Annotated in this window: 23 protein-coding genes; 13 read left to right on the top strand and 10 right to left on the bottom strand. The window is 66.0% G+C overall.

The window, feature by feature from the left end; translation table 11 throughout:
• Nucleotides 1–3: 3 nt before the first annotated feature.
• The 4 genes from D9V29_RS02595 to D9V29_RS02580 all read left to right on the top strand — a co-directional run bounded on the left by D9V29_RS02595 (nucleotide 4) and on the right by D9V29_RS02580 (nucleotide 3,492).
• Nucleotides 4–678 carry a SipW-dependent-type signal peptide-containing protein gene (locus D9V29_RS02595; protein ID WP_121671772.1) on the top strand — a complete coding sequence of 225 codons (675 nt, stop codon included), beginning with the start codon at nucleotides 4–6 and terminating at the stop codon, nucleotides 676–678.
• Nucleotides 678–1,865 (top strand): hypothetical protein, encoded by a 1,188-nt coding sequence (locus tag D9V29_RS02590; protein WP_121671771.1) that lies wholly within the window; start codon nucleotides 678–680, stop codon nucleotides 1,863–1,865. The genes D9V29_RS02595 and D9V29_RS02590 overlap by 1 nt, the downstream gene beginning before the upstream one ends.
• Nucleotides 1,862–2,596 (top strand): hypothetical protein, encoded by a 735-nt coding sequence (locus tag D9V29_RS02585; RefSeq protein ID WP_121671770.1) that lies wholly within the window; start codon nucleotides 1,862–1,864, stop codon nucleotides 2,594–2,596. Before D9V29_RS02590 ends, D9V29_RS02585 begins: the two co-directional genes overlap by 4 nt.
• 80 nt (nucleotides 2,597–2,676) lie before the next feature.
• Nucleotides 2,677–3,492 carry a response regulator transcription factor gene (locus D9V29_RS02580; RefSeq protein ID WP_121671769.1) on the top strand — a complete coding sequence of 272 codons (816 nt, stop codon included), beginning with the start codon at nucleotides 2,677–2,679 and terminating at the stop codon, nucleotides 3,490–3,492.
• A gap of 12 nt (nucleotides 3,493–3,504) precedes the next feature.
• On the opposite strand, the gene D9V29_RS02575 is transcribed toward D9V29_RS02580, so the two are convergent.
• The 4 genes from D9V29_RS02575 to D9V29_RS02560 all read right to left on the bottom strand — a co-directional run bounded on the left by D9V29_RS02575 (nucleotide 3,505) and on the right by D9V29_RS02560 (nucleotide 6,585).
• Nucleotides 3,505–3,915, bottom strand: coding sequence for an Hpt domain-containing protein (locus D9V29_RS02575; RefSeq protein ID WP_121671768.1), 411 nt, complete (start codon nucleotides 3,913–3,915; stop codon nucleotides 3,505–3,507).
• Nucleotides 3,916–4,093: 178 nt separating this feature from the next.
• A complete protein-coding gene (locus D9V29_RS02570; RefSeq protein ID WP_121671767.1) occupies nucleotides 4,094–4,939 on the bottom strand; it encodes an ABC transporter permease in 846 nt (281 codons plus the stop codon).
• Nucleotides 4,936–5,925, bottom strand: a complete 990-nt coding sequence (locus D9V29_RS02565; protein WP_121671766.1) for an ATP-binding cassette domain-containing protein — start codon at nucleotides 5,923–5,925, stop codon at nucleotides 4,936–4,938. The genes D9V29_RS02570 and D9V29_RS02565 overlap by 4 nt, the downstream gene beginning before the upstream one ends.
• 51 nt (nucleotides 5,926–5,976) lie before the next feature.
• Nucleotides 5,977–6,585 carry a maleylpyruvate isomerase family mycothiol-dependent enzyme gene (locus D9V29_RS02560; RefSeq protein WP_121671765.1) on the bottom strand — a complete coding sequence of 203 codons (609 nt, stop codon included), beginning with the start codon at nucleotides 6,583–6,585 and terminating at the stop codon, nucleotides 5,977–5,979.
• 38 nt (nucleotides 6,586–6,623) lie between these two features.
• Between D9V29_RS02560 and D9V29_RS02555 the strand changes: the two genes are divergently transcribed.
• The 5 genes from D9V29_RS02555 (at nucleotide 6,624) to D9V29_RS02535 (ending at nucleotide 11,681) form a co-directional block, all read left to right on the top strand.
• A complete protein-coding gene (locus tag D9V29_RS02555) occupies nucleotides 6,624–7,757 on the top strand; it encodes a lactonase family protein (RefSeq protein ID WP_121671764.1) in 1,134 nt (377 codons plus the stop codon).
• A 9-nt stretch (nucleotides 7,758–7,766) separates the two neighbouring features.
• The gene (locus D9V29_RS02550) at nucleotides 7,767–8,402 is read left to right on the top strand and encodes a GNAT family N-acetyltransferase (protein WP_121671763.1); all 636 of its coding nucleotides are present in this window, start codon (nucleotides 7,767–7,769) and stop codon (nucleotides 8,400–8,402) included.
• Between the two features lie 128 nt (nucleotides 8,403–8,530).
• Nucleotides 8,531–9,436, top strand: a complete 906-nt coding sequence (locus tag D9V29_RS02545) for a DMT family transporter (RefSeq protein WP_373294807.1) — start codon at nucleotides 8,531–8,533, stop codon at nucleotides 9,434–9,436.
• A gap of 80 nt (nucleotides 9,437–9,516) precedes the next feature.
• On the top strand, nucleotides 9,517–10,296 hold the full coding sequence (locus D9V29_RS02540; protein ID WP_373294804.1) for an ABC transporter ATP-binding protein: 780 nt from the start codon (nucleotides 9,517–9,519) through the stop codon (nucleotides 10,294–10,296).
• On the top strand, nucleotides 10,293–11,681 hold the full coding sequence (locus tag D9V29_RS02535) for an FtsX-like permease family protein (protein ID WP_121671762.1): 1,389 nt from the start codon (nucleotides 10,293–10,295) through the stop codon (nucleotides 11,679–11,681). The genes D9V29_RS02540 and D9V29_RS02535 overlap by 4 nt, the downstream gene beginning before the upstream one ends.
• Here the strand turns inward: D9V29_RS02535 and D9V29_RS02530 are convergent, their stop codons facing one another.
• The gene (locus tag D9V29_RS02530) at nucleotides 11,682–13,982 is read right to left on the bottom strand and encodes a CBM96 family carbohydrate-binding protein (protein WP_183084893.1); all 2,301 of its coding nucleotides are present in this window, start codon (nucleotides 13,980–13,982) and stop codon (nucleotides 11,682–11,684) included.
• Nucleotides 13,983–14,139: 157 nt separating this feature from the next.
• Between D9V29_RS02530 and D9V29_RS02525 the strand changes: the two genes are divergently transcribed.
• Nucleotides 14,140–14,439, top strand: coding sequence for a chorismate mutase (locus D9V29_RS02525; protein WP_121671760.1), 300 nt, complete (start codon nucleotides 14,140–14,142; stop codon nucleotides 14,437–14,439).
• Nucleotides 14,436–15,353 carry an SDR family NAD(P)-dependent oxidoreductase gene (locus D9V29_RS02520; protein ID WP_121671759.1) on the top strand — a complete coding sequence of 306 codons (918 nt, stop codon included), beginning with the start codon at nucleotides 14,436–14,438 and terminating at the stop codon, nucleotides 15,351–15,353. The genes D9V29_RS02525 and D9V29_RS02520 overlap by 4 nt, the downstream gene beginning before the upstream one ends.
• Nucleotides 15,354–15,416: 63 nt before the next feature.
• Here D9V29_RS02520 and D9V29_RS02515 read toward each other — a convergent pair whose 3' ends face one another.
• Nucleotides 15,417–17,360: a YhgE/Pip family protein gene (locus D9V29_RS02515; RefSeq protein WP_121671758.1), complete on the bottom strand. Its 1,944-nt coding sequence runs from the start codon at nucleotides 17,358–17,360 to the stop codon at nucleotides 15,417–15,419.
• The gene (locus D9V29_RS02510; protein WP_121671757.1) at nucleotides 17,357–20,143 is read right to left on the bottom strand and encodes an MMPL family transporter; all 2,787 of its coding nucleotides are present in this window, start codon (nucleotides 20,141–20,143) and stop codon (nucleotides 17,357–17,359) included. The genes D9V29_RS02515 and D9V29_RS02510 overlap by 4 nt, the downstream gene beginning before the upstream one ends.
• 123 nt (nucleotides 20,144–20,266) lie before the next feature.
• Here D9V29_RS02510 and D9V29_RS02505 point away from each other — a divergent pair, with 123 nt between their 5' ends.
• Entirely contained in the window at nucleotides 20,267–20,935 is a 669-nt protein-coding gene (locus tag D9V29_RS02505; protein ID WP_121671756.1) for a TetR/AcrR family transcriptional regulator, read from the top strand.
• 4 nt (nucleotides 20,936–20,939) lie between these two features.
• Here the strand turns inward: D9V29_RS02505 and D9V29_RS02500 are convergent, their stop codons facing one another.
• The 3 genes from D9V29_RS02500 to D9V29_RS02490 form a co-directional block, all read right to left on the bottom strand.
• A complete protein-coding gene (locus D9V29_RS02500) occupies nucleotides 20,940–21,638 on the bottom strand; it encodes an RNase H family protein (protein WP_121671755.1) in 699 nt (232 codons plus the stop codon).
• 192 nt (nucleotides 21,639–21,830) lie between these two features.
• Nucleotides 21,831–24,125 (bottom strand): phosphoribosylformylglycinamidine synthase subunit PurL, encoded by a 2,295-nt coding sequence (purL, locus tag D9V29_RS02495; RefSeq protein ID WP_121671754.1) that lies wholly within the window; start codon nucleotides 24,123–24,125, stop codon nucleotides 21,831–21,833.
• Nucleotides 24,126–24,207: 82 nt separating this feature from the next.
• The gene (locus tag D9V29_RS02490; protein ID WP_229790443.1) at nucleotides 24,208–24,678 is read right to left on the bottom strand and encodes a DUF3817 domain-containing protein; all 471 of its coding nucleotides are present in this window, start codon (nucleotides 24,676–24,678) and stop codon (nucleotides 24,208–24,210) included.
• A 212-nt stretch (nucleotides 24,679–24,890) separates the two neighbouring features.
• On the opposite strand from D9V29_RS02490, the gene D9V29_RS02485 reads away from it, so the two are divergent.
• Nucleotides 24,891–25,796, top strand: coding sequence for an ABC transporter ATP-binding protein (locus D9V29_RS02485; RefSeq protein ID WP_121671752.1), 906 nt, complete (start codon nucleotides 24,891–24,893; stop codon nucleotides 25,794–25,796).
• Nucleotide 25,797 lies beyond the last annotated feature (1 nt).

Below are 25,797 nucleotides of genomic sequence, written 5' to 3'. Positions count from 1 at the left end.
CCGATGGCAACCCGCTCAAGCAAACTTCGTGCGCCGGTGACCAAACCGGTGGCACTCGCGCTCACAGCACTCGTCGCGGCCGCGGCTCTCATCGGTGGACCAGTCACAATGGCGTACTGGAACGATGCGACCGAGCAAACTCCGCAGCAAATCGAATCTGGTCTGCTCTCGATCACCGCCGGAATCACCGCGACTTACTTCGACCTCGCGTCCGCCTCCGACGTCGCGTCGACTGTCTCCGCGCCGAGCGCGCAAGGTCTGATCCCCGGCAAACGCGGCCAGAAAATCACCTACACGCTGGCCAGTGGATCGGGCGATGCGGTTCAGAGCCGGATCCTCGGTTCGATCAGCGCTCCAGCGACGAGCGTCTGGACGGAGATCTACAGCAAGGGCTACCTTGCTGTGAACGCTGAAACAGTCGGCGAGTGCACGGTGAATCAAACCCCGGGCGCCCCGAGCTGGGTCATAGGAAACGCGCCTGGCCAGACGTTGAAACCGGGCGAAAGCTGCAAGGTCACCGTAACCCTCTCCATTCCTGCGGTTGCGAACATCTCCGGAAAGAATGTCGATGTTTCACGCGCACTGTTGAATCTGCGCGGCTCGGCATCGTTGAACCCTTTGGTCGATTTCGCGGCCAACGCAACACTCGCGCAGGTGCCCCGGGCAGAGGAAAATTGATGAGGATCTCCTTCCGCACGGTTCCGCGTACAGCGATCGTCGCTGCAGCAGCGGTCGTCACGATGATCGGCATAGGATTGCCCGCCTCGACAACGGGCGCGCACCTCACGATAAAGGCGGCTGTGGTTCACGCTTCGTCCGGCGTGGGCACCTGGTGTTCGGTTCCGAACCCCGCTGTTGCGTCGAACGTTTATAAGCTGAGCGAGTTCACCGAAATCCAGGCGCCGGAGAGCACGACGGATCCGAGAGCCGGAAAAACGACCGTTCGAATGCTCGTTGTGCCCGTCGTCAACGATGGCAGCTTCGAGCCGGTCGAGCCGTTGGCCCCTCACATCGGCGGCGTCGAGAACCAGCTCGGCGTGAGGCTGTGGAGCTGCACGCCCGGAATGAGTGCGACCCAGTCGATCAAGCTGACTGCCTGGCGCGGTAACTACGCCACAACGGCAGCAAGCGCTTTCGTATGGGACGCCGCCCCAAGTGCAACCGTACCGTTCGCTCGCGCGCGCCTGAACACCGACGCGCTTCTGGCGATCAACGGCTCAACGACCAATTCGACCCGGCCCGGAGTGGAACTTCGAGACGCCCACCGAGGTATCAACAGGCTTGGTGGACAGTCCGGCGCGAATGCCGACCCCCTGACTATGCGCTACAGCTGGATGCTGACGAACGGTCGAACCAAGAACGCCGATTTCGCGAATGATCCGTTCTGTGCGAGTAAGACGTGCCGAGTTGATGGTGGATCCGGAGCCACGAATTACAACAACGTGTTCTCGGGCGTCGACACTGCGGCGGCAGCCAATGCCGTTCACCGGAACTCAACGACCTACCTCGCGGAGAAGTACTATTCAGCTTCGGGCGCGTGGCCAACGACAACGACAACCGTCCAGCAGTTGCAGTGTCGCTCCAAGCTTTTGTGGGAGGACTGGAGAGACAACTGGTACAACAGCTCTACGGCGTGCCCGAGGAGCAGCACCTGGACGCAGTACCAATCCCGAGAAATCGACGTGACGGTGACCGCAGATGCGTCGCCAACCGCCACGCCAACGGTGGTTCTTCCCAAAGGCTCGAGTTCCGTCGATTCTCTGTTGCGCGACACCACTGGCACAAAGGTTCAGTACGTCGTCCTCGAATGGTGGGGTGCGGGAACGCCGCCGGAAGACCTGGAAGTCGAGGTGTTCGTCAAATGACAATCTTCACCCGCATCGGCGCCGGCCTGCTCGCGAGCGCCGCAGCTCTTGCACTCACGCTCGGCGGAGCATCCGTCGCCACCGCCGACACCGGTGAACGCAGCCTCAGCATCACACGCACGGATGGATCACCCGTCGGAACTCTGTTCACCGACTGGACCATGGTTCCCGGCGACAAGGTGAGCACCACCGTTCTCGCCCACCGCACCGGTGGCGGCGAATCGAGCCTCATGATCACTCTCGGCAACAACCGGTCCGACCGTGAAGCAACCCCGACTCCCGTCGAAGAGGATGTCGTCATCACCGTCGCGAGCAACGGCATCGAACTCGCTTCTTCAGCGGCCGCACTCATGCACGGGGACGTCATGCTCGACCTCGGCCGCAGTGCGGCAGCGACGGTTCCCATCGACGTCACCTTCGAGCTTCCGTTTGCGTCGAGTAACGCCACCCAGCAGCAGTCCATCGACCTGGCCCTTCTGGTCGTCGCCGCAGACATCCCCACATCGACGGACCCTGCCGATCCGACGACACCGGCTCCTCCCGCAGACCCGACGCCGGCACCCACCCCGGGCACAGAAATCCCGGCTGCAGACGGAGCTGCCCCTCCCGCCCTGCCCTCAACAGGGGCGTCGGTCCGCGACATCCTCATCGCCGCAGCCGTCGTCACCTGCATCGGACTGCTCCTTATCGGTAAACGCAATCGGCGTGACGAAGCGGTAGACCCCCACTAGAGTGACTGTTGGTCCGATTCCATCGGATCATCGAGGGGCGCTCATCGGAGTGCACAGCACTTCCGGGGGAACAGCACCACATGGCAGAGGACATACGCCGCACCGCCGTAGTCATCGAAGATGACGCCGACATTCGCGGTCTCGTCGAAACAGTGCTGCGCCAGGCCGGATTCGAAGTCACATCGACCGCGAGCGGAACAGAAGGCGTCGAACTCGTCCGCGAGAAGAAGCCGACCGTCGTCACACTCGACATCGGCCTCATCGACATCGACGGACTCGAAGTTGCCCGCCGCATCCGCCTCTTCACCGACTGCTACATCGTCATGCTGACCGCACAGTCCGACGAAGCCGACCTTCTCTTCGGCCTCGAATCCGGTGCAGACGACTACGTCATCAAACCGTTCCGTCCCCGTGAACTGCGCGCCCGCATCGAAGCTATGTTGCGCCGCCCCCGCGCCGCAAGCCAGTTCGACACGGATGCTCCCGCGCCCGCCGCCGCTCCGGCCCCGGTCCCCGAGACTCCGGCTCCCATTCCAGCGCCAGACGTTCCCGCGAACGACGACGAGCTCGTCTACACCCACAATGGCTTGAGTCTCAATGCCGACACCCGCACGGTCGAGCTCGGGGGAGACGAGCTCGAACTCACTCGCACCGAGTTCGACCTCCTGCGTTCACTGCTGCACAGCAAACGGCGCGTGCGCTCCAAGGCGGACCTCGTGCGGGAACTCCGCGACGAAGCGTACGTCGCCAACGATTTCGTCAGCGAGTCCGAAGAACGTTCGATCGAAGTTCACTTCGCCAACCTGCGGCGCAAGCTGTCAGATGACCCGAAGCATCCGCGCTGGATCGAAACCGTGCGTGGCGTCGGCTACCGGCTCTCGCCGAACCGCGACTGATCGCCGCGCGGTTCAGGCCGCGAGATCCAGTTTGCGGAGCACAGCCAGCTCGCGCAGCGTCGCATCGCCGACCGCCTGCAAGGCAGGCAGGAACGGCTCGGCTTCGTGGAGCCGGCCGGTTCGGGCCAGGCTTTCCAGCGCTGCCCCGTATGCAGCGAGCTGCATCGCACCGACCATCTGGGCGGCGACCTTGATGCTCAATGCGCAATCCTGAGCCGCGACGGTGTCGAGGGACCGGATGCTCAGCTCTGCTCGCTGCAGTCGCGCCGGCCAGTGGCCCATGAATCTCGCGACGAACCCGTCGAGCGCCGACTCGTCCGACTCGAGCGAGTCGAGGAGGGAATCGAGAGCGGCAGGATCGAGAAGGGGCGGATGGCCGGTGTCGTCAGGATGAGTCGTGGTGATGAGGGGGGTATTCACCACGCCTGCCAATCCTGAGTCGTATCACCGGGCATCCGCCCGTAGAGCGGCATTCGGGTTGCCGCTTAGTTAGATTCTGCATCGCCAAAATCAGGTTTTCAGTCCATCCTTGCTCAAGTTTCGCCCAAGTTCTGGCACACATTTGTGACACCTCTTTGGGGGACGTGCTGAATTGGCGAAATCAGCGTGACGTGACCTGTGAGAAACGACGAATGGCGAGCGGGACAAAAACGATGAGGATGACAGCGACGCCGATGAGGACAGCGAAAGCGGGGTTCTGCTGCACCCAGCTGTCGCCGATCGGTGTGCCTGCAGGAACGTTGCCGAACAACTCCCTCGCGGCCTGCACGAGAGAGGTCACGGGATTCCATTCGGCGAATACGCGTAACGGAGGGGGGAGCGTCTCTGCAGGAACGAACGCGTTCGAAATGAAGGTGAGCGGAAACAGGATGAGGAACGACACATTGTTGATGACCTCAGGGCTCCGCACCATCATTCCGAGGAACGCCATGACCCACGACAGTGCGTACGCGAAAAGCAGGAGCAGCCCGACGCCGGCGATCGCTTCGATGAGACTGGAGCGCACCCGCCACCCGACGATGAACCCGGTCGCCATCATGACCACCATCGAGATGCTGTTGATGAGGAGGTCGCCGTTGGTCCTCCCGATCAGCACGGCCGAAGGGCTCATCGGCAGCGTCCGGAAGCGGTCGATGATGCCGTCCTTCAGATCCTGCGCCATCGCGGAGCCGGAATACGTTGACCCGAAAACGACGGTCTGCGCGAAGATGCCCGCCATGATGAATTCGTTGTAGGTGCTGCCCGGGATGTCGATGACGCCCGCGTACACGTAGGTGAACAACAGCACGAACATGATCGGCTGCAGTGTCGTGAAGACGAGGATGTCAGGAACTCGCTTGATCTTGATCAGATTCCTGCGGGTGGTGATCCAGCCGTCGTTCAACCAGCGTGCAGCGGGACCCGGCTGCGGGGGAGCATCCGTTCGTGTGGCCGTCGAGGCGGTCATCGTGCTTTCTCCTTCGACTCCTCGGAGTCGGTCTCTTCGGTGGTGCGACCGGTCAGCCGGAGGAAGACGTCGTCGAGTGTCGGCCGCCGCATCCCGGCGTCGTACAGGGCGACGTTCCGCTGCTCGAGGTCACGCAACACGAGCTGCAGTGCTTCGGGTCCTCGCGCGACGCTCACCGTCACGGTGCGTGCGTCGTTCGACACCGCAGGTTCCGCGTTCCCGTAGCGTCGCAGCACCTCGACCGTCGCAGCGGTGTCGTCCGGAGTGACGAGGTTCAGCTCGACACGCTGCCCACCGACGGATGCCTTCAGCTCGTCGGCCGTGCCCCTCGCGATCACCCTTCCCCCGTCGATGACACTGATGTCGTCGGCGAGCTGGTCGGCCTCCTCGAGGTACTGGGTCGTGAGCAGGACCGTGGTTCCCTGGCTCACGAGCGACCGGATGATGTCCCACATGCCGAGCCGGGATCGCGGATCGAGTCCCGTTGTCGGTTCGTCGAGAAAAAGAACCTCGGGTTGAGTGACGAGCGCCCCGGCGAGGTCGATCCTGCGTCGCATGCCACCCGAGAATCCCTTCACCGGCCGGTTCATCGCTTCGGTCAGATCGAAGAGTTCGATGAGTTCCTTCGCCCTGGCCCGTGAAGCTTTAGCCCCCAGGTGGTAGAGCCTGCCCACCATGTCGAGGTTCTCGAAGCCGGTCAGGTTCTCATCGACGGCAGCGTACTGGCCGGAGACCCCGATGATCGGTCGAATGTCGTCGGGCCGCTTCACGACATCGATGCCGCCGATGGTGGCAGTGCCGCTGTCGGGGATGATGAGCGTCGTCAGGACCTTGACCGCAGTCGTCTTGCCGGCCCCGTTCGGCCCCAGGATCGCCGTGATGGTTCCACGCGGCACAGAGAGATCAAGCCCGTCCAGAGCGTGGACCGGCTCAGCGCCTTTGGGGGTGTACGTCTTTGTGAGGCCGACGGCCTCAACGAAATTCATCCTTCGACCGTACTCCTCGACGCTCAGCGGTCAAGAGGTAATTTCGCTGCGTCAGACGACGCTGAATCCCTCAGGCAGTCTCTCGCGACCAGTCAGCGCCATCAGCACCTGCTCACCGTCGCCCTTCCGTGCGGCGATACCGCCCGCGAGCGCTGCCGACTCCTCGATGAGGTCCGGGTCGAGAAGCGGCTGTTGCCCGGTCGCTCTCGCGATGTCGATGGAGTGCACCACCAACTCGAACACCCGGGTGCGCAAGTACTCGTCGAGCGGGATGCCCATGCCGCCGAGTGACACCAGCCGTGACGGCTCCTGCGCGAGGATCAGCTCGAGCGCCCGCGCCTTGAGCGCCTCTATTCGCTCCACTGGGTCGTCACCGAGGGCGATGCCGGCGTCGATGCCGCGTTGCGCGATCGCCTGCGGGTTCGTGTAGACGAGGTAGATCTGCCCGTAGTAGTCGCCCGCGGTCTCCATGTCGACCTGGTTGGCGGGGTCGAGTTCGAGATAGTCGCGGACAGTGATGAGTGCGCGGGTGGTGTGCCCGACGAGTGATCGCACATCCCAGACGCCGAGACCGGGGGCACCCCACTGGTCGGAACGGATGCCACGGACGAGATCGACGAAAGCGTCTGCTGCGCGAGAGAAGCTGGAGGCTGTGCCCATGCTTCATGCTGGCAGAAACTGCTGCCAGACTGAAGAGCATGGCTCAGCTTGACGTTCCCCACCCCCTGTTCTGGCTCGGCTCGTATACAGAAGATGCCGGAGGAAGCGGGGCGGGGATCACGGCTTTGCGCCAGGAAGAGCGCGGGACGCTGCATCCGTTGTCATCCTCCGCCCTCGATTCCCCGTCATTCGTCGCCACCCATCCCACCCTCCCTGTCGTGTACGCCGCGCTCGAGCCTTCCGGCACGGTCGAGGCCCTCGCACGCCGCGGCGAGTTCGGGCTTGTGCCGCTCGGTAGACCGATCGAAGCGGGCGAATCGGTGTGCCAGCTCACCGTGGCCCCGGATGGTTCCGCGCTCATCGCGAGTTGTTACGGCGACGGTCGTGTCGTCGTGTTCGCGCTCGCTGCGAACGGATCGTTCGCGGCCGACGGCGTCGTCGCGGATGCGTCGCACGACCCGTACGGGAACCCGCTCGCCGCGCAGGCGGCATCCGACGAGCCGGTGGACTTCGGCGACGACCCGTTCGCGGAACTCGCCCTCGCCAAAGCGATCAGCGACGCCGCTGTGGACCGTCAGTCCCGCGCGCACGCGTCGCTCGTCCTGCCCGAGGGCAGAATCGCGACCACGGACCTGGGACACGACACGGTGCGGATCTGGGCTCGCGTCGGCAGCCGGCTGCTGCCGAGCCAGGAGATCGTCCTGCCGTTCGGAGTCGGGCCGCGCCACCTCGTGGCTCACCCGTCAGGCCACGTTCACCTCGTGACCGAATACTCCAACGAGGTCTTCACGCTCGGACGGAGCGACGATGGGAAATGGCGCGTCGTGGCATCCGTCCTCGCGACAGCAGACTCGATCGAAGACGGCGACAACGCTTCAGAGATCTCTCTCGCGGCGTCGCGCGATTCGTTGCACGTGTCGATTCGCGGAAGCAACCGGGTCGCAACCCTCGCGATCTCGGGGGACGGATCGACGCTGCGTGCGGTCGGCGACGTCGAGAGCGGCGGCAACTGGCCGAGGCACCACGTCGAGTCGGGAGAGTACCTGCACGTCGCGAATGAGAGATCCGGTCACGTATCGAGTTTCCGGCTGGATGCCCGCGGGGTGCCGTCGAAGCAGATCGGCGCCGTCGAGGCCGGTTCACCGACCTGCCTCGTTCGAGCCCGACTCTAAACTGGGCGAGTGACAGCGACCGTTCCCGAACCAGCACCGCTCCCCGGCCACTTCGTGCGCCTCGACCCGATGACGGCCGACGACTACCCGGGGCTCTTCGACGCGGTCGCCAAACCCGAGGTCTTCGCCGGCGGCTACGGCGGCGGTGCAGCAGGGCTGCCCCGAGACCTCGACGAGTTCGCCTCGTTCGCGGCCGGCTATTACAACGGGGGCACGAACCAGTCGTTCACCATCCGGCTCGTCGGTGGACAGTCGGACGGGCTCATCGTCGGCACATCGACCCTCGGCGACTTCGACGAAGCAAACGAGCACGCCCATCTCGGCTGGACCGCATACGACCCGCGCGTCTGGGGAACGGCGGTCAACCCGGAAGCGAAACTTCTCCTGCTCGGCCTGGCATTCGACTCCGGCTTCGGGAGGGTGAAGTTGCAGGCCGATGAACGCAATGCACAGTCCCGTGCCGCGATCGCGAGAATCGGCGCGACGTTCGAAGGGCTGATCCGCCGGGACAAGCGGCGGGCAGACGGAAGCTGGCGCACCAGCGCGGTTTACTCGGTTCTCGTCGAGGAGTGGCCCGCGATTCGTGCGGGGCTCGAGAAGAGACTCGCGCGCATCGATGAGCCCGTCGCCCTCACAGACCGCTGAACGAGGGCAGGAATTCGTGGTGACGTGGCCGGAATCCGCCAGTACGCGGCATCCGCTGTCGTTAGATTGACTGAGTGAAAACATCCACCGCTCCCGCCCGACTCGGCGACGGCCCCACGACCGCACCGCTGCCCGCGGCGCAGCCACGAATCGTTCTGCAATTCGTCGGAATGGGACTGATCTGGGGATCCAGCTTTCTCTTCATGAAGGTTGCGCTGACCGGTGTCTCCTTCGGGCAAGTGGCCTGGACCCGGATCATGCTCGGCGCGCTCACCCTCGGCATCATCGCCCTCGTCACGCGGGCACGCCTGCCGCGCAGGCCCATCATCTGGTTCCACTTCACGGTCATCGCCGTCACGTTCTGCGTCGTGCCGTATCTGTTGTTCGCGTGGGCGGAGCAATACATCTCGTCGAGCCTCGCCTCGATCCTCAACGCCGTCACCCCGATCACGACGGCGGTCCTCGCCACGCTCGCATTCCGGGTCGAGAAGCTCAATCTCGGCCAGGTCCTCGGCGTGCTCCTCGGGATGGTCGGTGTGCTCGTCATCGTCGCCCCGTGGCAGGTGGGCACGCTGCTCGGCGACTGGCGCGGCCAGCTCGCCTGCCTGGGAGCTGTCACCTGCTACGGCTTTGCGCTGGGTTACCTGCGCAAGTTCCTCGCACCGTACAAGGTCCCATCGATCACCTCCGCGTTCATGTACATCGGCCTCGCCGCGGCGATCATGGCCGTCCTCACCCCGATTGTCGCGTGGCATCCGGTGTCCCTGGACCTCTGGGTGGTGCTCAGCCTCGTCGGACTCGGCGTGCTCGGAACCGGTGTGGTCTACATCTGGAACATGAACGTCCTCACCGCGTGGGGTCCAACGGCCACCAGCGGGGTCACCTACGTCACACCGGTCGTCGGAGTGGTCCTCGGGGTGCTTCTGCTGCAGGAGTCGCTCAGCTGGCACGAGCCGCTCGGAGCGGTTCTCGTCTTCGTGGGCATTCTGCTCACCCAGCAGCGCATCCGGCTGCACCGGGGTACCGTCGCCTGACCCAACGTCACCCGGGAGGATGACGCCGGATCAGCCGGGCGCACGATGTGCGGATGCCCCGGGCAGGGGAGGGTGGGAACATGAACTTCTTCACGCCCCCACAGCCCACGAACGCCATGCCGCCCGCGAATTCCGCGCAGCGCCCGCCGATCCTCACCGGCTCCTCCCTCGTGAAGACCTACGGCTCGAGCACCGCGCTCGCCGGAGTGGACATCGCCATTGCCGCGGGCGAATCCGTCGCCATCATGGGAGCCTCCGGCTCGGGCAAGACGACTCTTCTGCACACGCTCGCCGGCATCACGCCCTCGGACTCCGGACATGTCGGGTTCTACTCCGCGTCCGGCCTGGTGGATGTCACCGCGATGAACGAGAGCGAACGTTCCCGGTTGCGCCGAGAAGCGTTCGGTTTCGTGTTCCAGCAGGGACTGCTCATTCCCGAACTCACGGCTCTCGAGAACACGGCACTCCCGCTCATGCTCGCGGGCTATCCGCGTCGGGAGGCCGAAGGTCGTGCGCAGCACTGGCTGGTCGCACTCGGCCTCGGGGGGATGGAAACCCGCCGCATCGGTGAGCTCTCCGGCGGTCAGGCCCAGCGCGTCGCGATCGCCCGGGCGCAGGTCACCGGAGCAACGGTGGTCTTCGCCGACGAACCGACGGGTGCCCTCGACTCGGCGACAAGCGAAGACGTGATGAGCGCCCTCCTCGGATCGACCGTCGGGCAGGGTCACGCCCTCGTCGTCGTCACCCACGACGAAACCGTCGCCGCGCGGTGTTCTCGCGTCGTTCGGCTGCGCGACGGTCGCGTGCTGTCTCACACGGCAGTCGGTACCACTTTCGGTTCGAACGCGGTGACCGCATGACCGCCACGACTCTCGCGCCGCCGCCACCGGCATCCGCTTCTCGCTCCGGACGCGCCCCTATCGGCCGACTGACCTGGTTGCTGTCTCGACCGACCGCGCAGACCAAAGCCGTGCTGGCGCTGCCAGCCATCGCATTCGCCGTGACGACCGCACTACTGCTCATCGTGCTCGGCGGCGTCATGATGTTCTGGCGGTGGACCATCGCCGACGCCGACCTCTACCAGATGCTCAGCGTCATCGCGCTCGTCCTCCTGATCGTGCCGCTGATCGCCCTCGGCGGCGCCGCGGCACGCCTGTCTGCCCGCCGGCGCGACGACCGGCTTGCCACACTGCGGCTGATCGGTGCAACGCCGGGGGTCGTCACCCGCATGACGGTCCTCGAGTCGACGGCCGTCGCCACCCTCGGCGCTCTCGCCGGTGTCGTTCTCTACCTCATCGCCATGCCGATCGTCGGGCTTCTGCCGTTCCAGGGTGAGCCCATCGGAGCAGGAGCGCTGTGGGTCGGCCCCGGCGCGATTCTCCTCGTCATCCTCGCGGTCGCGGCCCTCGCCGCGGTCAGCGCTGCCATCGGTCTGCGCCAGGTGACGATCTCGCCGCTCGGTGTCCGGACCAGGCAGTCGGCTCCCCGACTGCACTGGTCGCGAGTCGTCGTCAGCGTCGTTGCGATTCTTGCTGCGTACGTGATGCTCGGTTCACTTGGCTCCAGCGGCGACTGGATGCTCACCATCATCGTTCTGGGAACCGGCCTCGGAATCGGTGTCGGCATCCTCAATCTGATCGGTCCGTGGGCCATCGGCATGGCCGCTCGCCTTGCGCTCCGCCGGGCGAAGACCGCGTCCAGACTCATCGCAGCCCGGTCCATTCTCGAATCGCCCAAGGCGACGTGGAGGCAGGTCTCCGGTGTCGCGATGACGAGCTTCATCGCGGTCGTCGCCGGCACAGGCGTCTCGTTCATGGACCAGTTCCAGGGTGACTACGACGCTCCCACCCGCATGCTCATGGCTGACATCAGGACCGGCATCCTCGTGACGGTCCTGATCTCATTCCTCATGGTCGCATGCTCGGTGGGTGTGAATCAGGCCGCCGGGATCCTCGACCGTCGTGACCTGTACGTCAGCCTCGACCGGCTCGGGATGCCGCGCAGCGTCATCGAGCAGTCCCGGTCGCGTGCGATCCTCGGACCGCTGCGCTTCACGACGTTCGGTTCGGCGCTTGTCGGTGGGGTCCTCGTCTTCCCGCTCACCTCGCTCGCGCTCATCTTCGCGCCGGTGTCATTGGTGGTGATCGTCGGTTGCCTCGTCGCCGGTGTTCTCATGGTGTGGGGAACGATCAAAGCCACCGCACCGGTGATGACGCGGGTTCTGTCGGAGCCGGAACGGATGTGATCAGTGGCAGTCATCCGATCCGGAGAATGACCCGGTGGTGCCGCTGTTGGTGAAGGTCATCCCGGAGATCGGGATGAACCGCCACGAATACTCGCCATCACCGAGGACGAGCTCGAGAGGCCCGAACGCCACCCGGCTTCGGGCCTCCAGCGCTGAGATCAGCGGGTCCGTCGTCGGTGTGAGGCCCTGGATGTTGGCACCGCCGCCCCCAGCAGTGAACGCGCGGATTCCGTTCGCATCCATTGCAGGGGTCGACCCTGATCCTGAGACCCCGATCGGCTTGAAGATCTCGCTGACGTGGTTGTGACCGCTGATCGTGATGTCCACACCGTTCACAGCCATCAGATCCCACAGTGCGGACATCTGCGGGTAGGAGCCGTGGCTCGCGCCGGTTGACCAGCGCGGACGGTGCGTCGCCACGACGGTGCAGGAGCTCGACGACGCCAGTTGGTCCTGCAGCCAGGTGTACTGCGGGCTGCCGACGCCACATCCGCCCGTTACCCCGCCGGTACCGCATTCGGTGTTCAGGCCGATGAAGGTCCACGAGCCGATCTGCGTCGAATAGTAGCCGTTCGGCCGGCTGCCAAGCGGACCGGACGACACCCCGCTGCCATAGAAGTAATCGAAGTACCCGTTCGTCGAGTCGAGGTACTCGTGGTTGCCGAGCACCGGCAGGGTGATCGGCTTGAGTGGCCCGAACGTGTCGTTATAGGCGCCGGATGCCATGAACTGAGCGTAGGTCGCCTGCTGGTACTGCAGGTCTCCGAGCCCGATGAACCGGTCGGGGTTCGCTGCCCGGATGAGGGATGCCACCTCTCCGTGCCTGCAGGCCGTCGACGTGATGGCGGTTCCCGACTGGCACGCGATATCGCCGACCGCCATGATCGTTGCGGTCTCCGGCGGGGGAGGCGGGGTTCCTCCGGTGTAGGTGAGGTCGAGGACGGGGCGGGTGGCGGTTGCTGGTGCCTGGCGGGACCAGAGCCAGAGGCTGTCGGTGCCGGTTCCTTCAATCGCGAGGGTGATCGATCCTGCGGCCAGTGCCGAGGGGGTGAGGGTCACGGCGTAGCGGGTGTTGGGGGCTGTGCCGCCGGGGAGGGTGCCGAGCACCGGCCCGGACACGGCGGGTCGGTTGGTGTAGGTGGTGGCAGCTTCGGACCAGGTGTCTGCGGCGGTTCGGATGGTGGCCGGGTTCGCTGATCCGGCTGAGGTGATGTTCGTCGTGCTCAGTCGCAGGACGGCCCCGGTGAGGGTCTGGCCTGCGGGTGTCGCGGGAATGGTGAAACGCAGAAGCGATGTGATTCCCGGCGTGGAGTAGGCGGCGAGCGACGCACTCGTGCCGTAGTTCGTCGACGGCGACGACGATGCCGTGTACGTATCGGCGACAGCGGCGACGCTTGCCGTCGTCGGCTGAGCCGGGGGTGACACGGTCGCACTCGCCGGAGATGACGGCGCACTCGTGTTGCCGGCAGCATCGCCTGCCGTCACGCGGTAGTGCCAGGTTCCCGCTGGCCGGTCGGTATCCGAGAAACTGGTGCCAGGGACGGTGGCGATCACCGTAGCCGCGGTCGGGGTGAAGTTCGCCGTGGACGAGCGGTGCACGGTGTACCCGGTGACCCCGACGTTGTCCGTCGACGCCTGCCAGCTCAGCGCCACGGTGGTGCCGGTGACGGATGCCGCGAGTGCGGCGGGAGCACCCGGTGCGGTGGTGTCGGGTGGTGGAGCCGTATCGTCGGTGTAGGTGAGGTCGAGGACGGGGCGGGTGGCGGTGGCTGGTGCCTGGCGGGACCAGAGCCAGAGGCTGTCGGTGCCGGTTCCTTCAATCGCGAGGGTGATCGATCCTGCGGCCAGTGCCGCGGGGGTGAGGGTCACGGCGTAGCGGGTGTTCGGGGCTGTGCCGCCGGGAAGGGTGCCGAGCACCGGGCCGGACACGGCGGGACGGTTGGTGTAGATGGTGGACGCTTCGGACCAGGTGTCTGCGGCGGTGCGGACGTTGGCCGGGTTCGCTGATCCGGCTGAGGTGATGTTCGTCGTGCTCAGTCGCAGGACGGCCCCGGTGAGGGTCTGGCCTGCGGGTGTCGCGGGAATGGTGAAACGCAGAAGCGACGTGATTCCCGGCGTGGAGTAGGCGGCGAGCGACGCACTCGTGCCGTAGTTCGTCGACGGCGACGACGACGCCGTATACGTATCGGCGACAGCGGACGCACTCACGACAGTGTCCGCCGCTGAGGCGGGTGGCGCGGTCAGCAGGACGGCAGCAACCGCCATCGTGGTGACGGTGACAAGGGCGCGGAAGGTTTTCACGGGATGGCCTCTCTCCGGGCCGAGGCTCAGACGCCACGGCCATAGAACCCCCTCTGAGAAGCATTTGTCCTCTCTTTGCCCGGTGATGTAAACCCCCCGCCCGGGGGGTCCGGGCCTGTCGAAGGAGTCGCAGGCGCGCTGGCGGTAGATTGAGAGCATGGCCGATGACGAAGTAACCGCGCAGCTCACCAGTCTGAGACGGAGCATCGACAACATCGATGCCGCCCTCATCCACATGCTGGCTGAGCGGTTCAAGGCGACTCAGCAGGTCGGAACGCTGAAAGCCGAGCACGGTCTCCCGCCCGCGGATCCCGAGCGCGAGAAACGTCAGATCGCCCGTCTCCGCGGACTCGCCGAAGAGGCGCATCTCGACCCCGCTTTCGCCGAGAAATGGTTCAACTTCGTCGTCGCTGAGGTAATCCACCACCACGAACAGATCGCCAGCGGACACCGGTGAGCTGGGATCCTGCCCGGCTTCCTTCTCAGAGTGGACGCACCGTTGCCGTCACGGGAGCGAACGCGGGACTTGGATTCTGGACCTCGTACGCGCTCGCGGGTGCGGGAGCATCCGTCGTCCTCGCGTGCAGGGACGAGGGGCGAGCGGATGCCGCGGTGCGGGCGATCCGTGCACACGTCCCAGACGCGGACCTGTCGGTTCTGAAACTCGACACGGCCGACCTCTCGTCGGTGCGTGCTGCGGGGGAGCACCTGGGCGGGCTCGCCCGTCTCGACGCGCTCGTTCTCAACGCGGGAATCGTTCACCCGCCGAAGCACCGCGCCGAGACCGCTGACGGCCTCGAACTCATCGCCGCGACGAACTTTTTCGGGCACTTCGCGCTGGCGGCCGCCGCGTTGCCTGCCCTCGACCGGACGCCAGACTCACGTGTCGTTTCGCTCGGCAGCATCGCGAGCATGCTGGTGTCGCTGCGGACCGACGACCTCCAGCTCACGCGACGTTACTCGAGCTGGCAGGCCTACGCCCAGTCGAAGATCATGCTGTCGTCGTTCGGATTCGAACTCGATCGCCGCTTGCGCGCGCAGGGGAGCGGCATCCGTTCCCTCGTCACGCACCCGGGATATTCGATCTCCGGTCGGACTCCACGAGTCCCCGGCGTCAACGAGCCGAGCCGGCTCAAACGCTTCGTCGACGCGCTGCAGGGCCCATTCACGCAAGGCAAGAACCAGGGCGCGGAACCCGTGCTGCGGGCGATCACCGACCCGGATGCCGCTGGCGGCTCCTCTCTCGGGCCGCGCTTCCTGCTGAAGGGTGAAGCCCGCTTCGTGAAGCCCGCCCCGATCACGACAGATGAGCGAACCGCCCGGGCGATCTGGGCCGAGGCCGAGGTCGCGACCGGCACGACGCTCCTCTAGGTTCGGCCACTCCAGCAAGACCACCCCGGGGGCGGTCGCGCTGGTCGTTGTCTTCCATGGGACCTAAGCGGTGCGTGGCACCAACTGGCGCACCGTCACCGTTCGGGACTTCGCGATCGCGATCGTCGTCGCGATGAGGGATCCAGCCGTCCACAGCACGAGCCCGACGATGGCGGCGCCGAGGCCTCCACCGGAAGTGACCACCGCGTGGAACGCGTTCACCGCTGGTTGCACCGGCAGGAACGTCAGAGCCTGATCAAGGGCCGCCGGCACCGTGGCGATGATGCTCGTCGCGATGAGCACGAGGGCTACGATCATCGACACGAACCGGCCTGCGCCTCCGAAGACGGCGTTGAGGGCCTGGTTCGCTGCCGAGAAGGCGATGCCGGTGAGGGCCGCGAGCGCGGCGAACCCGATCCACGCGCCGACCTCGAGGTCGAGGAGCGGCTGGAGGATGCCGGCGACGAGAACGCCCTGCACAGCACCGACCGCAGCGGCCGGGGCCCAGGTGCGAAGGGCGAGCAGGATCGATGGCCGGGTGGACCCGAGCGACCGCACGGGCTTCGCCCGGAGGACGATGAGACTGCCGAAGGCGCCGAGCCAGAGGGCGAGCGCCGCGTAGAACGGAACGCCTGCCGTGCCGAGTGAGAGGGCGTCTTCGCCGTCGGTGACAACAGGCTCGGCGACGACGTCGGCGAGGTTTCTGCGGTCGGATTCCGAGTAGCTCGGGATGGCCTCGACCGCCTCCGCGAGTCCATCGGCCAGGCTGTTGACGCCGCCGGCGACACCTGTCACACCTTCGGACAAACCGGTTGCTCCCTCGGCCAGACCCGTCGTGCCAGTGCTCAGCTCGCTGACCCCACTCGAGAGTTGCGTCGCACCCGAACTGAGTTCCGTGCCGGCGGTGGACAGAGTCGAAGCGGCGGTCGCGAGCTGCGAGATTCCACCCGTGAGGGCGGGGATGCCGTCGGCGAGCGACTGCGCACCGGAGGCGACGGACTGTGCACCCGCGCTCAGCTGGGCCGCCGCATTGGGGTTCGCGGCGTTGGCCTCTTGCGCGGCCTGAAGGTACTGGAGTACGGCGAGGCAGTACGAATCCGTGAGCGGGTCACATCCCTGAGCCACCTGGGCGAGAAGCCCGCTCTGTTCCTCGACGGTTCCGATGAGGCTGTCGACGCCGGTAGCGATTCCGGCGGCACCGGTCGCAAGGCCCTGCACCTGCGTCGGGAGGGCGCTCGTCGAACTGTTCAGATCGGCGAGTCCACCCGAGAGTTGCGAGACACCGCCCACGTAGGAGGTGATTCCGGTCGCGAGGCCCGAAGCCCCCGTGGAGAGCTCGGCGGTTCCGGCGGCGAGCTCGGTCGTTCCATCGGCGAGCGTTGCAGCGCCGTCTGCGAGAGTGTCGGCACCGTCGCCGAGTTCGGCTGCACCATCCGCCGCCGTACCGAGCTGGTCGCCGAGGCTGTTGAATCCGACGTAGATGTTCTCGAGGTACGTCGTGGTCAGCTCGTTTCCGACGAGTCCGGCGGCCGTTGTGGTGATGACCTGGCTGACAGCGTCATCAACGAGGCGACTCTTGTCGCTCGTCGTCACGTCGATGGTCGCCTTTTCGGCGGCAGAAGCCTCACCGGAGAATGAGGTGGCTGCAGCGGAGAAGTTCTCGGGAATGGTCACGACGGCGGCGAACTCGCCGGAGCTGAGGCCGTCCGCTGCGTCTTCTTCGTCGGTGATCACCCAGGAGTAGTTGGTATCGCTCGACTCGTCGCCTCCGACGAGACCCGCGGCGAGCTGGCGCCCCAGCGGAACCGTCTGGCCGTCGAGTTCGACGGGGGAGTCGTTGTTCACGATCGCCCCGTTCACCTGCTCCAGCCGGTCCTGGGGGTTCCAGAACGCCCACACCAGCACCCCGGCGACGACGAGCGGCACGAGGATGATGCCGAGGATCGACAGCCAGGTCACCCGGCCTGAGGCGCGGGCTGATTCGAATCGTGCGAGTGGAGTGCTCATGCGGGTACCTCTGCTTCGTGCGACAGGTCTGAGAATGTGAGGGCGACGTGGACGGCGCCGGCTGCTCCGGGAACAACCTCGGCGAGTGCGTCCGGGAACGCGGTGCCCACGACGACGGCGAGGGGCCGTTCATTCGCGGATGCCTCGGATTGTGCATCCGAGAGGGCGTCGCGGAGATTGCGGCGAGTGACGGCATCCGTCACCGTGTCGATGCCATCGAGAGTGATGATCCGCGGCGACTCGCGGAGGGCGTCGGTGACCGTGCGAACGGGGTCGAGGGCCTCGCTCAGCGAGACGAACGCGACCCGTGCGCGGACGGATGCCGTGCGAACCGGCAGAACGTATCCGGCAACCTTGAGCTTCCCGTCGTCGGCTTTCATGCGTCCGGAGAGCGTCAGGAGCAGAGCGGTGACGCTCGCCTCCCTGCTGCCGGAGACGATGAGGGTGCCGCCATCGGGCAGCGAGACGTCGACGCCCGCAAACAGCGGGTCCCGAGCGCCGGCGAGGAACAGGCCCTCAGCGCTGACGATGTCCGTCGAAGACGCCGTCGGCCACTCCCGCAACTCGATCTCGCGGTGCAGCCCCTCGCCCTCGACGTCGAACGACGGCAGGCTGCGGTCGAGCCACCTGGGGATCCACCAGGCCTTCTCGCCGAGGAGCGCGAGGACGGCGGGGACCAGCGTCATCCGGACGATGAAGGCGTCGACGAAGACACCAACGGCGAGGCCGAGCGCGATCGGCTTGATGTTGACGTCGCCCTCGGGAACGAACGCGGCGAAGACGGCGAACATGATCACGGCGGCTGCGGTCACGACCTTGGCCGAGCCGACGAAACCGGTCTCGACCGATTCGCGCGCCTTGCCGGAGTGGACGTAGTCCTCGCGCATCCGGGCGACGAGGAAGACTTCGTAGTCCATCGCGAGGCCGAACAGCACACCCATGAGGATGATCGGCATGAAGCTGATCACCGGCCCCTGGGAGACGTGGAGCGCGTCTGCGAACCAGCCGTATTCGAAGACCAGCGCGACGATGCCGAACGATGCGGCGACGCTGAGCAGGTAGCCGAGGGTCGCCTTGATCGGCACCCAGATCGACCGGAACACCATGGTGAGCAGGATCAGCGAGAGTCCGACGACGATGAGACCGAACGGCAGCAGTGCGTTTCCGAGCTTGTCCGAGACATCGATGCCGACGGCGGTGAACCCGGTGACGGAGAGGTCGACGTCGTACTCCTCGAGGAAGTAGTCGTGCATCTCGCGGATCTCGGCGACAACGGCCTTGGTCTCCTCGGAGTCAGGGGCGCCGTCGGTGATCACCTGGATGATTCCGGTGTCCGCGGTCTCGTTCGGTGTTGCGAGGGGGACGGCGACGACCCCGTCGAGGTCCTCGATCTCGTTCTTGAGGTCGTCCATGAGGCCGAGCGGGTCGGTCGAAGTGACGATGGAACCGGTGACGATGAGGGGTCCGTTGAATCCCTCACCGAAGTTGTCCGAGACGAGGTCATAGGTGACGCGGGCGGGATCGTCCGCAGGCAACCCACCGGCATCCGGCAGCGCGAGACGCAACCCGAGAGCGGGGAGGGCTGCCATGCCGAGGACGGCGATGACGGCGAGGATCGTGACGATGGGGAACCGGGTGACGGCGCGAACCCAGCCGGTGAAGAACCGGTTCGGGCGGTGCTCGGCCTTCGGGGCGGCGACGGGTGCTTCGGCCGACGCCGCGGCTGCGGCGTGGGCCTTGCGCTTCCGGCGCGACGGTTTCTTCGGCTTGGGGCGCAGCCGGTCGCCCGCGAAGCCGAGCAGTGCGGGGATGAGTGTGATCGAGACGAGCACGGCGACGGCGACTCCTGCCGCGGCGGCGACACCCATGGTGGTGAGGAACGGGATGCCGGCGACGCCGAGGCCGAGCAGCGCGATGATGACGGTCAGGCCGGCGAAGATGACGGCGGAACCGGCCGTCGCGGTGGAGCGCGCCGCCGATTCCTCGGCAGACATGTCTCCTCGGAGCTGTTCCTGGTGTCTCGCGATGATGAAGAGGGCATAGTCGATCCCGACCGCCAGTCCGAGCATGAGCGCGAGCATGGGAGTCGTCGAGTTGATCGAACTGAACGCCGTCGCGAGGAAGATCAGGGCCATTGAAATGCCGACACCGAGCAGGGCGGTGAGAAGCGGCATCCCGGCTGCGAGGAACGAGCCGAAGGTGAGAATGAGCACCACGAGCGCGACGGCGACACCGACGAGTTCCACGATGGAGAGGGTCGGCAGGTTGTTGCTGAACAGCTGGCCGCCGAGCTCAGCGACCGCTCCATCCGGGAGGGCTTCCTTGAGGTCATCGATCTCGGCGCGCAGCGCGTCCTTGGTATCCGCGGTGATGTCGGCGGTCTCACCATCGAGCTGGATGCTGATGAGCCCGGCGGTCTCGTCCTCGTTGACCGCGCCAGAAACGTTCTCGTCGAACGGTGAGACGGCGCCGGCAACCTGGTCGAGGTCGGAGAGGGCGTCGACGGATGCCTCGATCTGCGACTCGAGGTCCGTCACGGTGTCACCGTCCGCTGCGACGACGATCACCTGGGCGCTCGCCCCGCTCACCTGGGGGAACGTCGTCGAGAGCGAGTCGAGCGCTGCCTGGGATTCGGTGCCGGGGATGGAGATCGCGTTGTCGAGGCCCTGGTTGAAGAGGAGGGCGCCGCCGCCGATGAGCGCGAGGATGAGGATCCAGGCACCCACGACGATTCCGCGAGCGCGGAACGCCCATCGTCCAAGTGAATACAGCAGAGAGGACACAGGGGCTCCTGAAAATGAGGGATGGAGAGGCGTTTTGCGTTCGGGAAATACACCGTTGTATCCGCTTCACGAATGTATCCGATACACTGATGTATCGCAAAATGTTCCCAGTAAGGTGTCAGGATGCCCCCGGAGATTGAGACCGCTGAGACCGCCCAGGTCGAAAGCGCCCGGCGTCGAAAGACGCGGGATCGACTTATCGACGCCGCGTATGAGGTGTTCGCAGAGACGGGTGTCCACGCGGCATCCGTCGAGATGATCAGTGAGCGCGCCGGGTTCACCCGGGGCGCGTTCTACTCCAACTTCGCCACGAAGGAGGAGCTGTTCTTCGCGCTCGCTGAACGGGAGAACCGCATCCGGTTCGAGCGACTGCAGGAGGGCGTCGACGTCATCCTCCCCCAGGTGGGAGAGGCAGCTCTGACCGAGCGCAGCCTCGGCGAACTCGTCACCCGGTTCCTCGAGCTGCAGTCGGACGACCGCCGCTGGTGCATCGTGCAGTCGGAGTTCAAACTGCTCGCCATGAGGAACGCGCAGGTCGCCGCGAGTTATGTCGCCTACCAGCGGAACTTCCTCGAGCAGCTGACCGAGCAGATCGATGCGGCCGTCGGCTCCGTCGGCCTGCGGTTCACGATCGAGCCGATCGAAGCCATCGGCATCATCGTCAACCTCTATGAATCGGCCATGCAGGCCGCGATCCTCGAGGGAGACGACGGCGACTCCGTCTCCGCCCCTCCGCTCGCGCGCGCGGCACTGCCGGCGCTCGTGCACGCGCTGACCGAACCGATCAGCTGAGCGCTCAGATCAGGGTGCGGAGGAGTTCCTCGGCGCTGATCCCGGCCTGACGCGCGCGCTCGTGCAACCGCACATGCTCATCGTCGGTGAGCCACAGGGTGACCTCGTGGAGGTCAGGGTCGTCGAGCGAGAACAGTGCGGGAGCCTCGGCGTCGATGTCGTCGTCGGCAGGAACTGCCTCATCGACGACGGGCTCGGTTGCGCGTGTGGCGGGCGGTGCGGCATCCTTCTCGTCGCCCTCGCGCGGCCAGCCGGGCCCGTGCGGAATCGGGCGACCGGCCTGGAACGCTTCGGAGACAGCGCGGGCGCGGGCATCGGCGGCTTCGTTCATCGGGTGCCCGGCGTGGCCGCGCACCCACTCGAACCTGTAGCGGCGACCGGCCATCGCCTCGTCGAGCTCTTTGACGAGCTCGAGGTTCATGACGGGCTTGCCGTCACCCTTGCGCCAGCCCTTCGCCTTCCAGCCATGCATCCACTTGGTGACGGTGTTGATCACGTACTGGCTGTCGCACAGTACGAGCAGGTCGTCGTCGAGATGCGCTGTCGCACGGAAGAGTTCAAGCACCGCCTTGAGCTCACCCTGGTTGTTGGTGGCGTGCTTCCAGCCGCCGGCCGCCCAGTGCAGGTCGTCGACGTACCAGGCCCAGCCGGCCGGCCCTGGGTTGCCGAGGGCGGAGCCGTCTGCGGCTGCGGTGATCGTCATGCGGGCCCTTCACTGTGAAAACTTCATCGTATCGGCCGCCCGGGTACCGCCCGGGTGCGCTGCTCGGTCGGTTTTGGCTGGTCAGTCACCCTGCTCGGTCGACAATGGTCGAACGGCGGCGCGGGAACCGACCATAAGCGACCGAGCAACGACGACAGGCGGATGCCATGGCATCCGCCGGTCGTCAACCGACTATCCGAACGCGGCCGGGAGCGTCGCCGTGTGGGTCGCGCGCAGCTCGTCGATCGTCGCGGTGAAGAGGTCCTGGATCTCGAGCGAGTTCGACGCCTTGTCGGTCACGCCCATGCGGAGAACGGGGTAGTTGCGCCCCTCGCACAGCCCTCGGAACTTGACGTCGTCCTCGCGCGGCACGGACACGAGCACGCGGCCGGTCGACTCCGAGAACAGCGCCGTGGCGACGTCGACGCCGTCACGCTCGAGGATGTCGCCGAGCCACACCCGCGCGCCGACGCCGAAACGCAGAACGCTTTCGGCGAGGGCCTGTGCGAGGCCACCGTCGGAGAGATCGTGCGCTGACGCGATGATCGAGGACTGGGAGCCGGCGTGCAGCAGAGCCGCAAGGTCCTTTTCGCGGTCGAAGTCGACGGCCGGCGGGAGCCCGCCGAGGTGGTCGTGGATCGTGCCAGCCCACGCCGATCCGGAGAGCTCTTCGCTCGTGACGCCGAGCAGGTAGATGTTGTCTCCGTCATCCTGCCATCCGCTCGGGATCCGGCGGGCGACGTCGTCGATCACGCCGAGCACACCGACGACGGGCGTCGGGAAGATCGGGGTGTCGCCGGTCTGGTTGTAGAACGAGACGTTTCCGCCGGTGACGGGAACTTCGAGTTCGAGGCACGCGTCGGAGAGACCCTCGACGGCCTGCGAGAACTGCCACATCACTTCGGGGTTCTCTGGGGATCCGAAGTTGAGGCAGTCCGTGACCGCCGCAGGAACGGCGCCGGTGCAGGCCACGTTGCGGTACGCCTCGGCGAGAGCGAGCTTCGCGCCCTGTGACGGGTCGAGCTGGCAGTAGCGGCCGTTCGCGTCGGTCGCGATCGAGAAGCCGAGCCCCGACTCCTCGTCGACGCGGATCATCCCTGCGTCATCGGGGAACGCCAGCGCGGTGTTGCCCATGACGTAGTAGTCGTACTGGTCGGTGATCCAGCTCTTGTCGGCGAGGTTCGCCGAGCCGAGCAGCGAGAGGAACTGCGAACGGAGCTCCTGGGTATCCGTCGGTCGTTCGAGAGCGGATGCCGTGTCGGCCTGCAGCGCGTCGAGCCAGGTCGGGTACGCGACCGGGCGCTCGTAGACGGGGCCGTCGACCGCGACCGTCGATGGATCCACATTCACGATCTCATCACCGTGCCAGTTGATGATGAGGCGACCCGTGTCGGTCACTTCACCGAGGACGGAGGTTTCGACGTCCCACTTGGCGGTGATCGCGAGGAAGCCCTCGAGCTTGTCGGGTTCGACGACGGCCATCATGCGCTCCTGCGACTCCGACATGAGGATCTCCTCCGGAGTGAGCGACGGGTCGCGCAGCAGCGTGTGCGAGAGCTCGATGAACATGCCGCCGTCGCCGTTCGCGGCGAGTTCGCTCGTGGCACAGGAGATGCCCGCTGCACCGAGGTCCTGGATGCCCTCGACGAGCTTCTCCTTGTACAGCTCGAGGCAGCACTCGATGAGGACCTTCTCGGCGAACGGGTCGCCGACCTGAACGGCGGGGCGCTTGGTCGGACCGGCGGCGTCGAACGAGTCGGAGGCGAGGATTGACGCTCCGCCGATGCCGTCGCCACCGGTGCGCGCACCGAACAAAACGATCTTGTTGCCGATCCCGGACGCGTTGGCGAGGTGCAGGTCTTCGTGGCGGAGCACGCCGACCGAGAGGGCGTTGACGAGCGGGTTGCCCTGGTAGACCTTGTCGAAGTAGGTCTCTCCACCGATGTTCGGCAGCCCGAGGCAGTTGCCGTAGAACGAGATGCCGCTCGTGACACCGTGCACGACGCGCGCGGTATCCGGGTCGTCGATCGCTCCGAACCGAAGCTGATCCATGACCGCGACCGGGCGTGCGCCCATCGAGATGATGTCGCGGACGATTCCGCCGACTCCGGTCGCAGCACCCTGGAACGGCTCGATGTAGCTCGGGTGGTTGTGGCTCTCCACCTTGAAGGTGACGGCCCAGCCCTCGCCGATGTCGACGACGCCGGCGTTCTCGCCCATACCGACCATGAGGTTCTTCTTCATGGCGGGGGTGACCTTCTGGCCGAACTGCCTGAGGTAGATCTTGCTCGACTTGTATGAGCAGTGCTCGCTCCACATCACGGAGTACATCGCGAGCTCACCAGACGTGGGGCGGCGGCCGAGGATCTCCTTGATCTTCTCGTACTCGTCGGGCTTGAGCCCGAGTGCCGCGTACGGCTGCTCCTTTTCAGGAGTGGCGATGGCGTTGGAGACGGTGTCGGCGACCGAAGTTGCGGGGATGCTCACGGGGAAAGGGCTCCTAGATCGAGGGATGCCGGATGCCTCGATTCTATCCGGGCGAACGGATGCCGTCTGGCAGCCCTCTTTCTCAGTGGTCGCCGCCGGGAGGGCCGATCACGAGAAGCGTCGCGAAGATGGCGACGAGTGCGACGACGAAGATCACGGCGAGCAGCACCGGGTGGGTGAGGAACCAGCGCAGAAGACGATCGACCCAGGTCTTGTCGCGCGGGTCGTCGGTCTCGACCCTGCGCCAGGAACCGTCGAGCCGTCCGGTGCGGTCTGCCCACAGATCGAACGGGATCGTCGCGTACGGTACGACCGCTGTGACGACGCCCAGCGCGATGGTCGGGATCTTCCAGCGCTGGTTGAGGCCGACAAGGACGGCGGTCATGCCGTAGGCGAGGAAGACGAACCCGTGGATCGTTCCGCCGATTCGCACACCCAGGTCGCCCAGCTCACCGAGCTGCCAGACGTACTTCATCAGCAGCCCGAGAATGAGGAGCGTCCAGGTCACCGCCTCAGCGATCGCGAGCGTGCGGAAGAAGAGGCGGGGAGACACGGAAGAAACTCCAGGGAGGTGGGGCAGAGCGGATGCCACGGGGCGCGGCAGTCGGGATGACTCCATTCTCGCAGGGCCGCAGCGGGCGTCGCGTCGTCCGAAAGACGGAGCTGGCGGCATCCGCCGTCATCTCCGCCGCGCGGGGGATGTTCGGGAGCGAAGAACCCTGCCAAGGTAGAAGCGCACCCCCGCCCATCTACTTCAGGAGCAGAATGCCAACGGGAGTCCCCATAGAATTCGCCGGAATCACGAAACGGTTCGGCCAGGTCGCCGCGGTCAACGACCTCAGCTTCACGGTTGAACCGGGCCGCGTCACCGGCTTCCTCGGCCCGAACGGCGCCGGGAAGACGACAACACTCCGGATGCTGCTCGGTCTCGTCGCGCCGTCGGCCGGCTCGGCAACCATCGGTGGTGTGCGCTACAAGGACCTGCCGTCACCGCTCGGGTCGGTTGGTTCCGCCCTCGAAGCCGCGAGCTTCCACCCCGGCCGGACAGCGCACGATCACCTCGCCGTGTACGCGAAGGCGGCGCGGATCGATCCGAAGCGCGTTCACGTGGTGCTCGACACCGTGGGACTCAGCGAACACGGCAAACGTCGGGTCGGCGGCTACTCACTCGGTATGCGCCAGCGACTCGGTCTTGCTTTCGCCCTCCTCGGCGACCCGGGCGTGCTCGTGCTCGATGAGCCGATCAACGGTCTGGACCCCGAAGGTATCAAGTGGATCCGTGGGTTCCTCCGGCAACTCGCCAACGAGGGGCGCACCGTGCTCATCTCGTCGCACCTGCTGAGCGAAGTGCAGCAGAGCGTCGATGAGGTCGTCATCATCGCCCGCGGTGAACTCGTTCACCGTGGTCCGCTGTCGAGCCTCGAGATCGAAGGAGCCGCCACCCGGGTGATCGTTGATTCTCCGAACCGGGAGGCCCTGATGGCGGCGCTCGCCGCGGCATCCGCCACCTTCGAGGTCGCGCGTGCCGGAATCCTCGTCTCCGGTCTCGAACCGGGGCAGGTCGGCCATATCGCTTTCATGGCAGGAGTGGAGGTGAGTTCGCTGCACCGACAGAAGTCGGGACTCGAGGACTCGTTCCTCGCGCTGGTCGGAGAGGGGGGATCGCTGTGAG

Source organism: Mycetocola manganoxydans, from assembly GCF_003667545.1.
Classification (GTDB): Bacteria; Actinomycetota; Actinomycetes; order Actinomycetales; family Microbacteriaceae; genus Mycetocola_A; species Mycetocola_A manganoxydans.
This window is presented reverse-complemented; position numbering and strand designations above follow the sequence as displayed.

Coding starts and splice junctions, on each gene's coding strand:
- D9V29_RS02505 (WP_121671756.1), top strand. CDS start 20,267: ATGCCCCCGGAGATTGAGACCGCTGAGACCGCCCAGGTCGAAAGCGCC.
- D9V29_RS02515 (WP_121671758.1), bottom strand. CDS start 17,360: ATGAGCACTCCACTCGCACGATTCGAATCAGCCCGCGCCTCAGGCCGG.
- D9V29_RS02535 (WP_121671762.1), top strand. CDS start 10,293: ATGACCGCCACGACTCTCGCGCCGCCGCCACCGGCATCCGCTTCTCGC.
- D9V29_RS02485 (WP_121671752.1), top strand. CDS start 24,891: ATGCCAACGGGAGTCCCCATAGAATTCGCCGGAATCACGAAACGGTTC.
- D9V29_RS02560 (WP_121671765.1), bottom strand. CDS start 6,585: ATGGGCACAGCCTCCAGCTTCTCTCGCGCAGCAGACGCTTTCGTCGAT.
- D9V29_RS02500 (WP_121671755.1), bottom strand. CDS start 21,638: ATGACGATCACCGCAGCCGCAGACGGCTCCGCCCTCGGCAACCCAGGG.
- D9V29_RS02580 (WP_121671769.1), top strand. CDS start 2,677: ATGGCAGAGGACATACGCCGCACCGCCGTAGTCATCGAAGATGACGCC.
- D9V29_RS02565 (WP_121671766.1), bottom strand. CDS start 5,925: ATGAATTTCGTTGAGGCCGTCGGCCTCACAAAGACGTACACCCCCAAA.
- D9V29_RS02595 (WP_121671772.1), top strand. CDS start 4: ATGGCAACCCGCTCAAGCAAACTTCGTGCGCCGGTGACCAAACCGGTG.
- D9V29_RS02590 (WP_121671771.1), top strand. CDS start 678: ATGAGGATCTCCTTCCGCACGGTTCCGCGTACAGCGATCGTCGCTGCA.
- D9V29_RS02585 (WP_121671770.1), top strand. CDS start 1,862: ATGACAATCTTCACCCGCATCGGCGCCGGCCTGCTCGCGAGCGCCGCA.
- D9V29_RS02555 (WP_121671764.1), top strand. CDS start 6,624: ATGGCTCAGCTTGACGTTCCCCACCCCCTGTTCTGGCTCGGCTCGTAT.
- D9V29_RS02540 (WP_373294804.1), top strand. CDS start 9,517: ATGAACTTCTTCACGCCCCCACAGCCCACGAACGCCATGCCGCCCGCG.
- D9V29_RS02570 (WP_121671767.1), bottom strand. CDS start 4,939: ATGACCGCCTCGACGGCCACACGAACGGATGCTCCCCCGCAGCCGGGT.
- D9V29_RS02525 (WP_121671760.1), top strand. CDS start 14,140: ATGGCCGATGACGAAGTAACCGCGCAGCTCACCAGTCTGAGACGGAGC.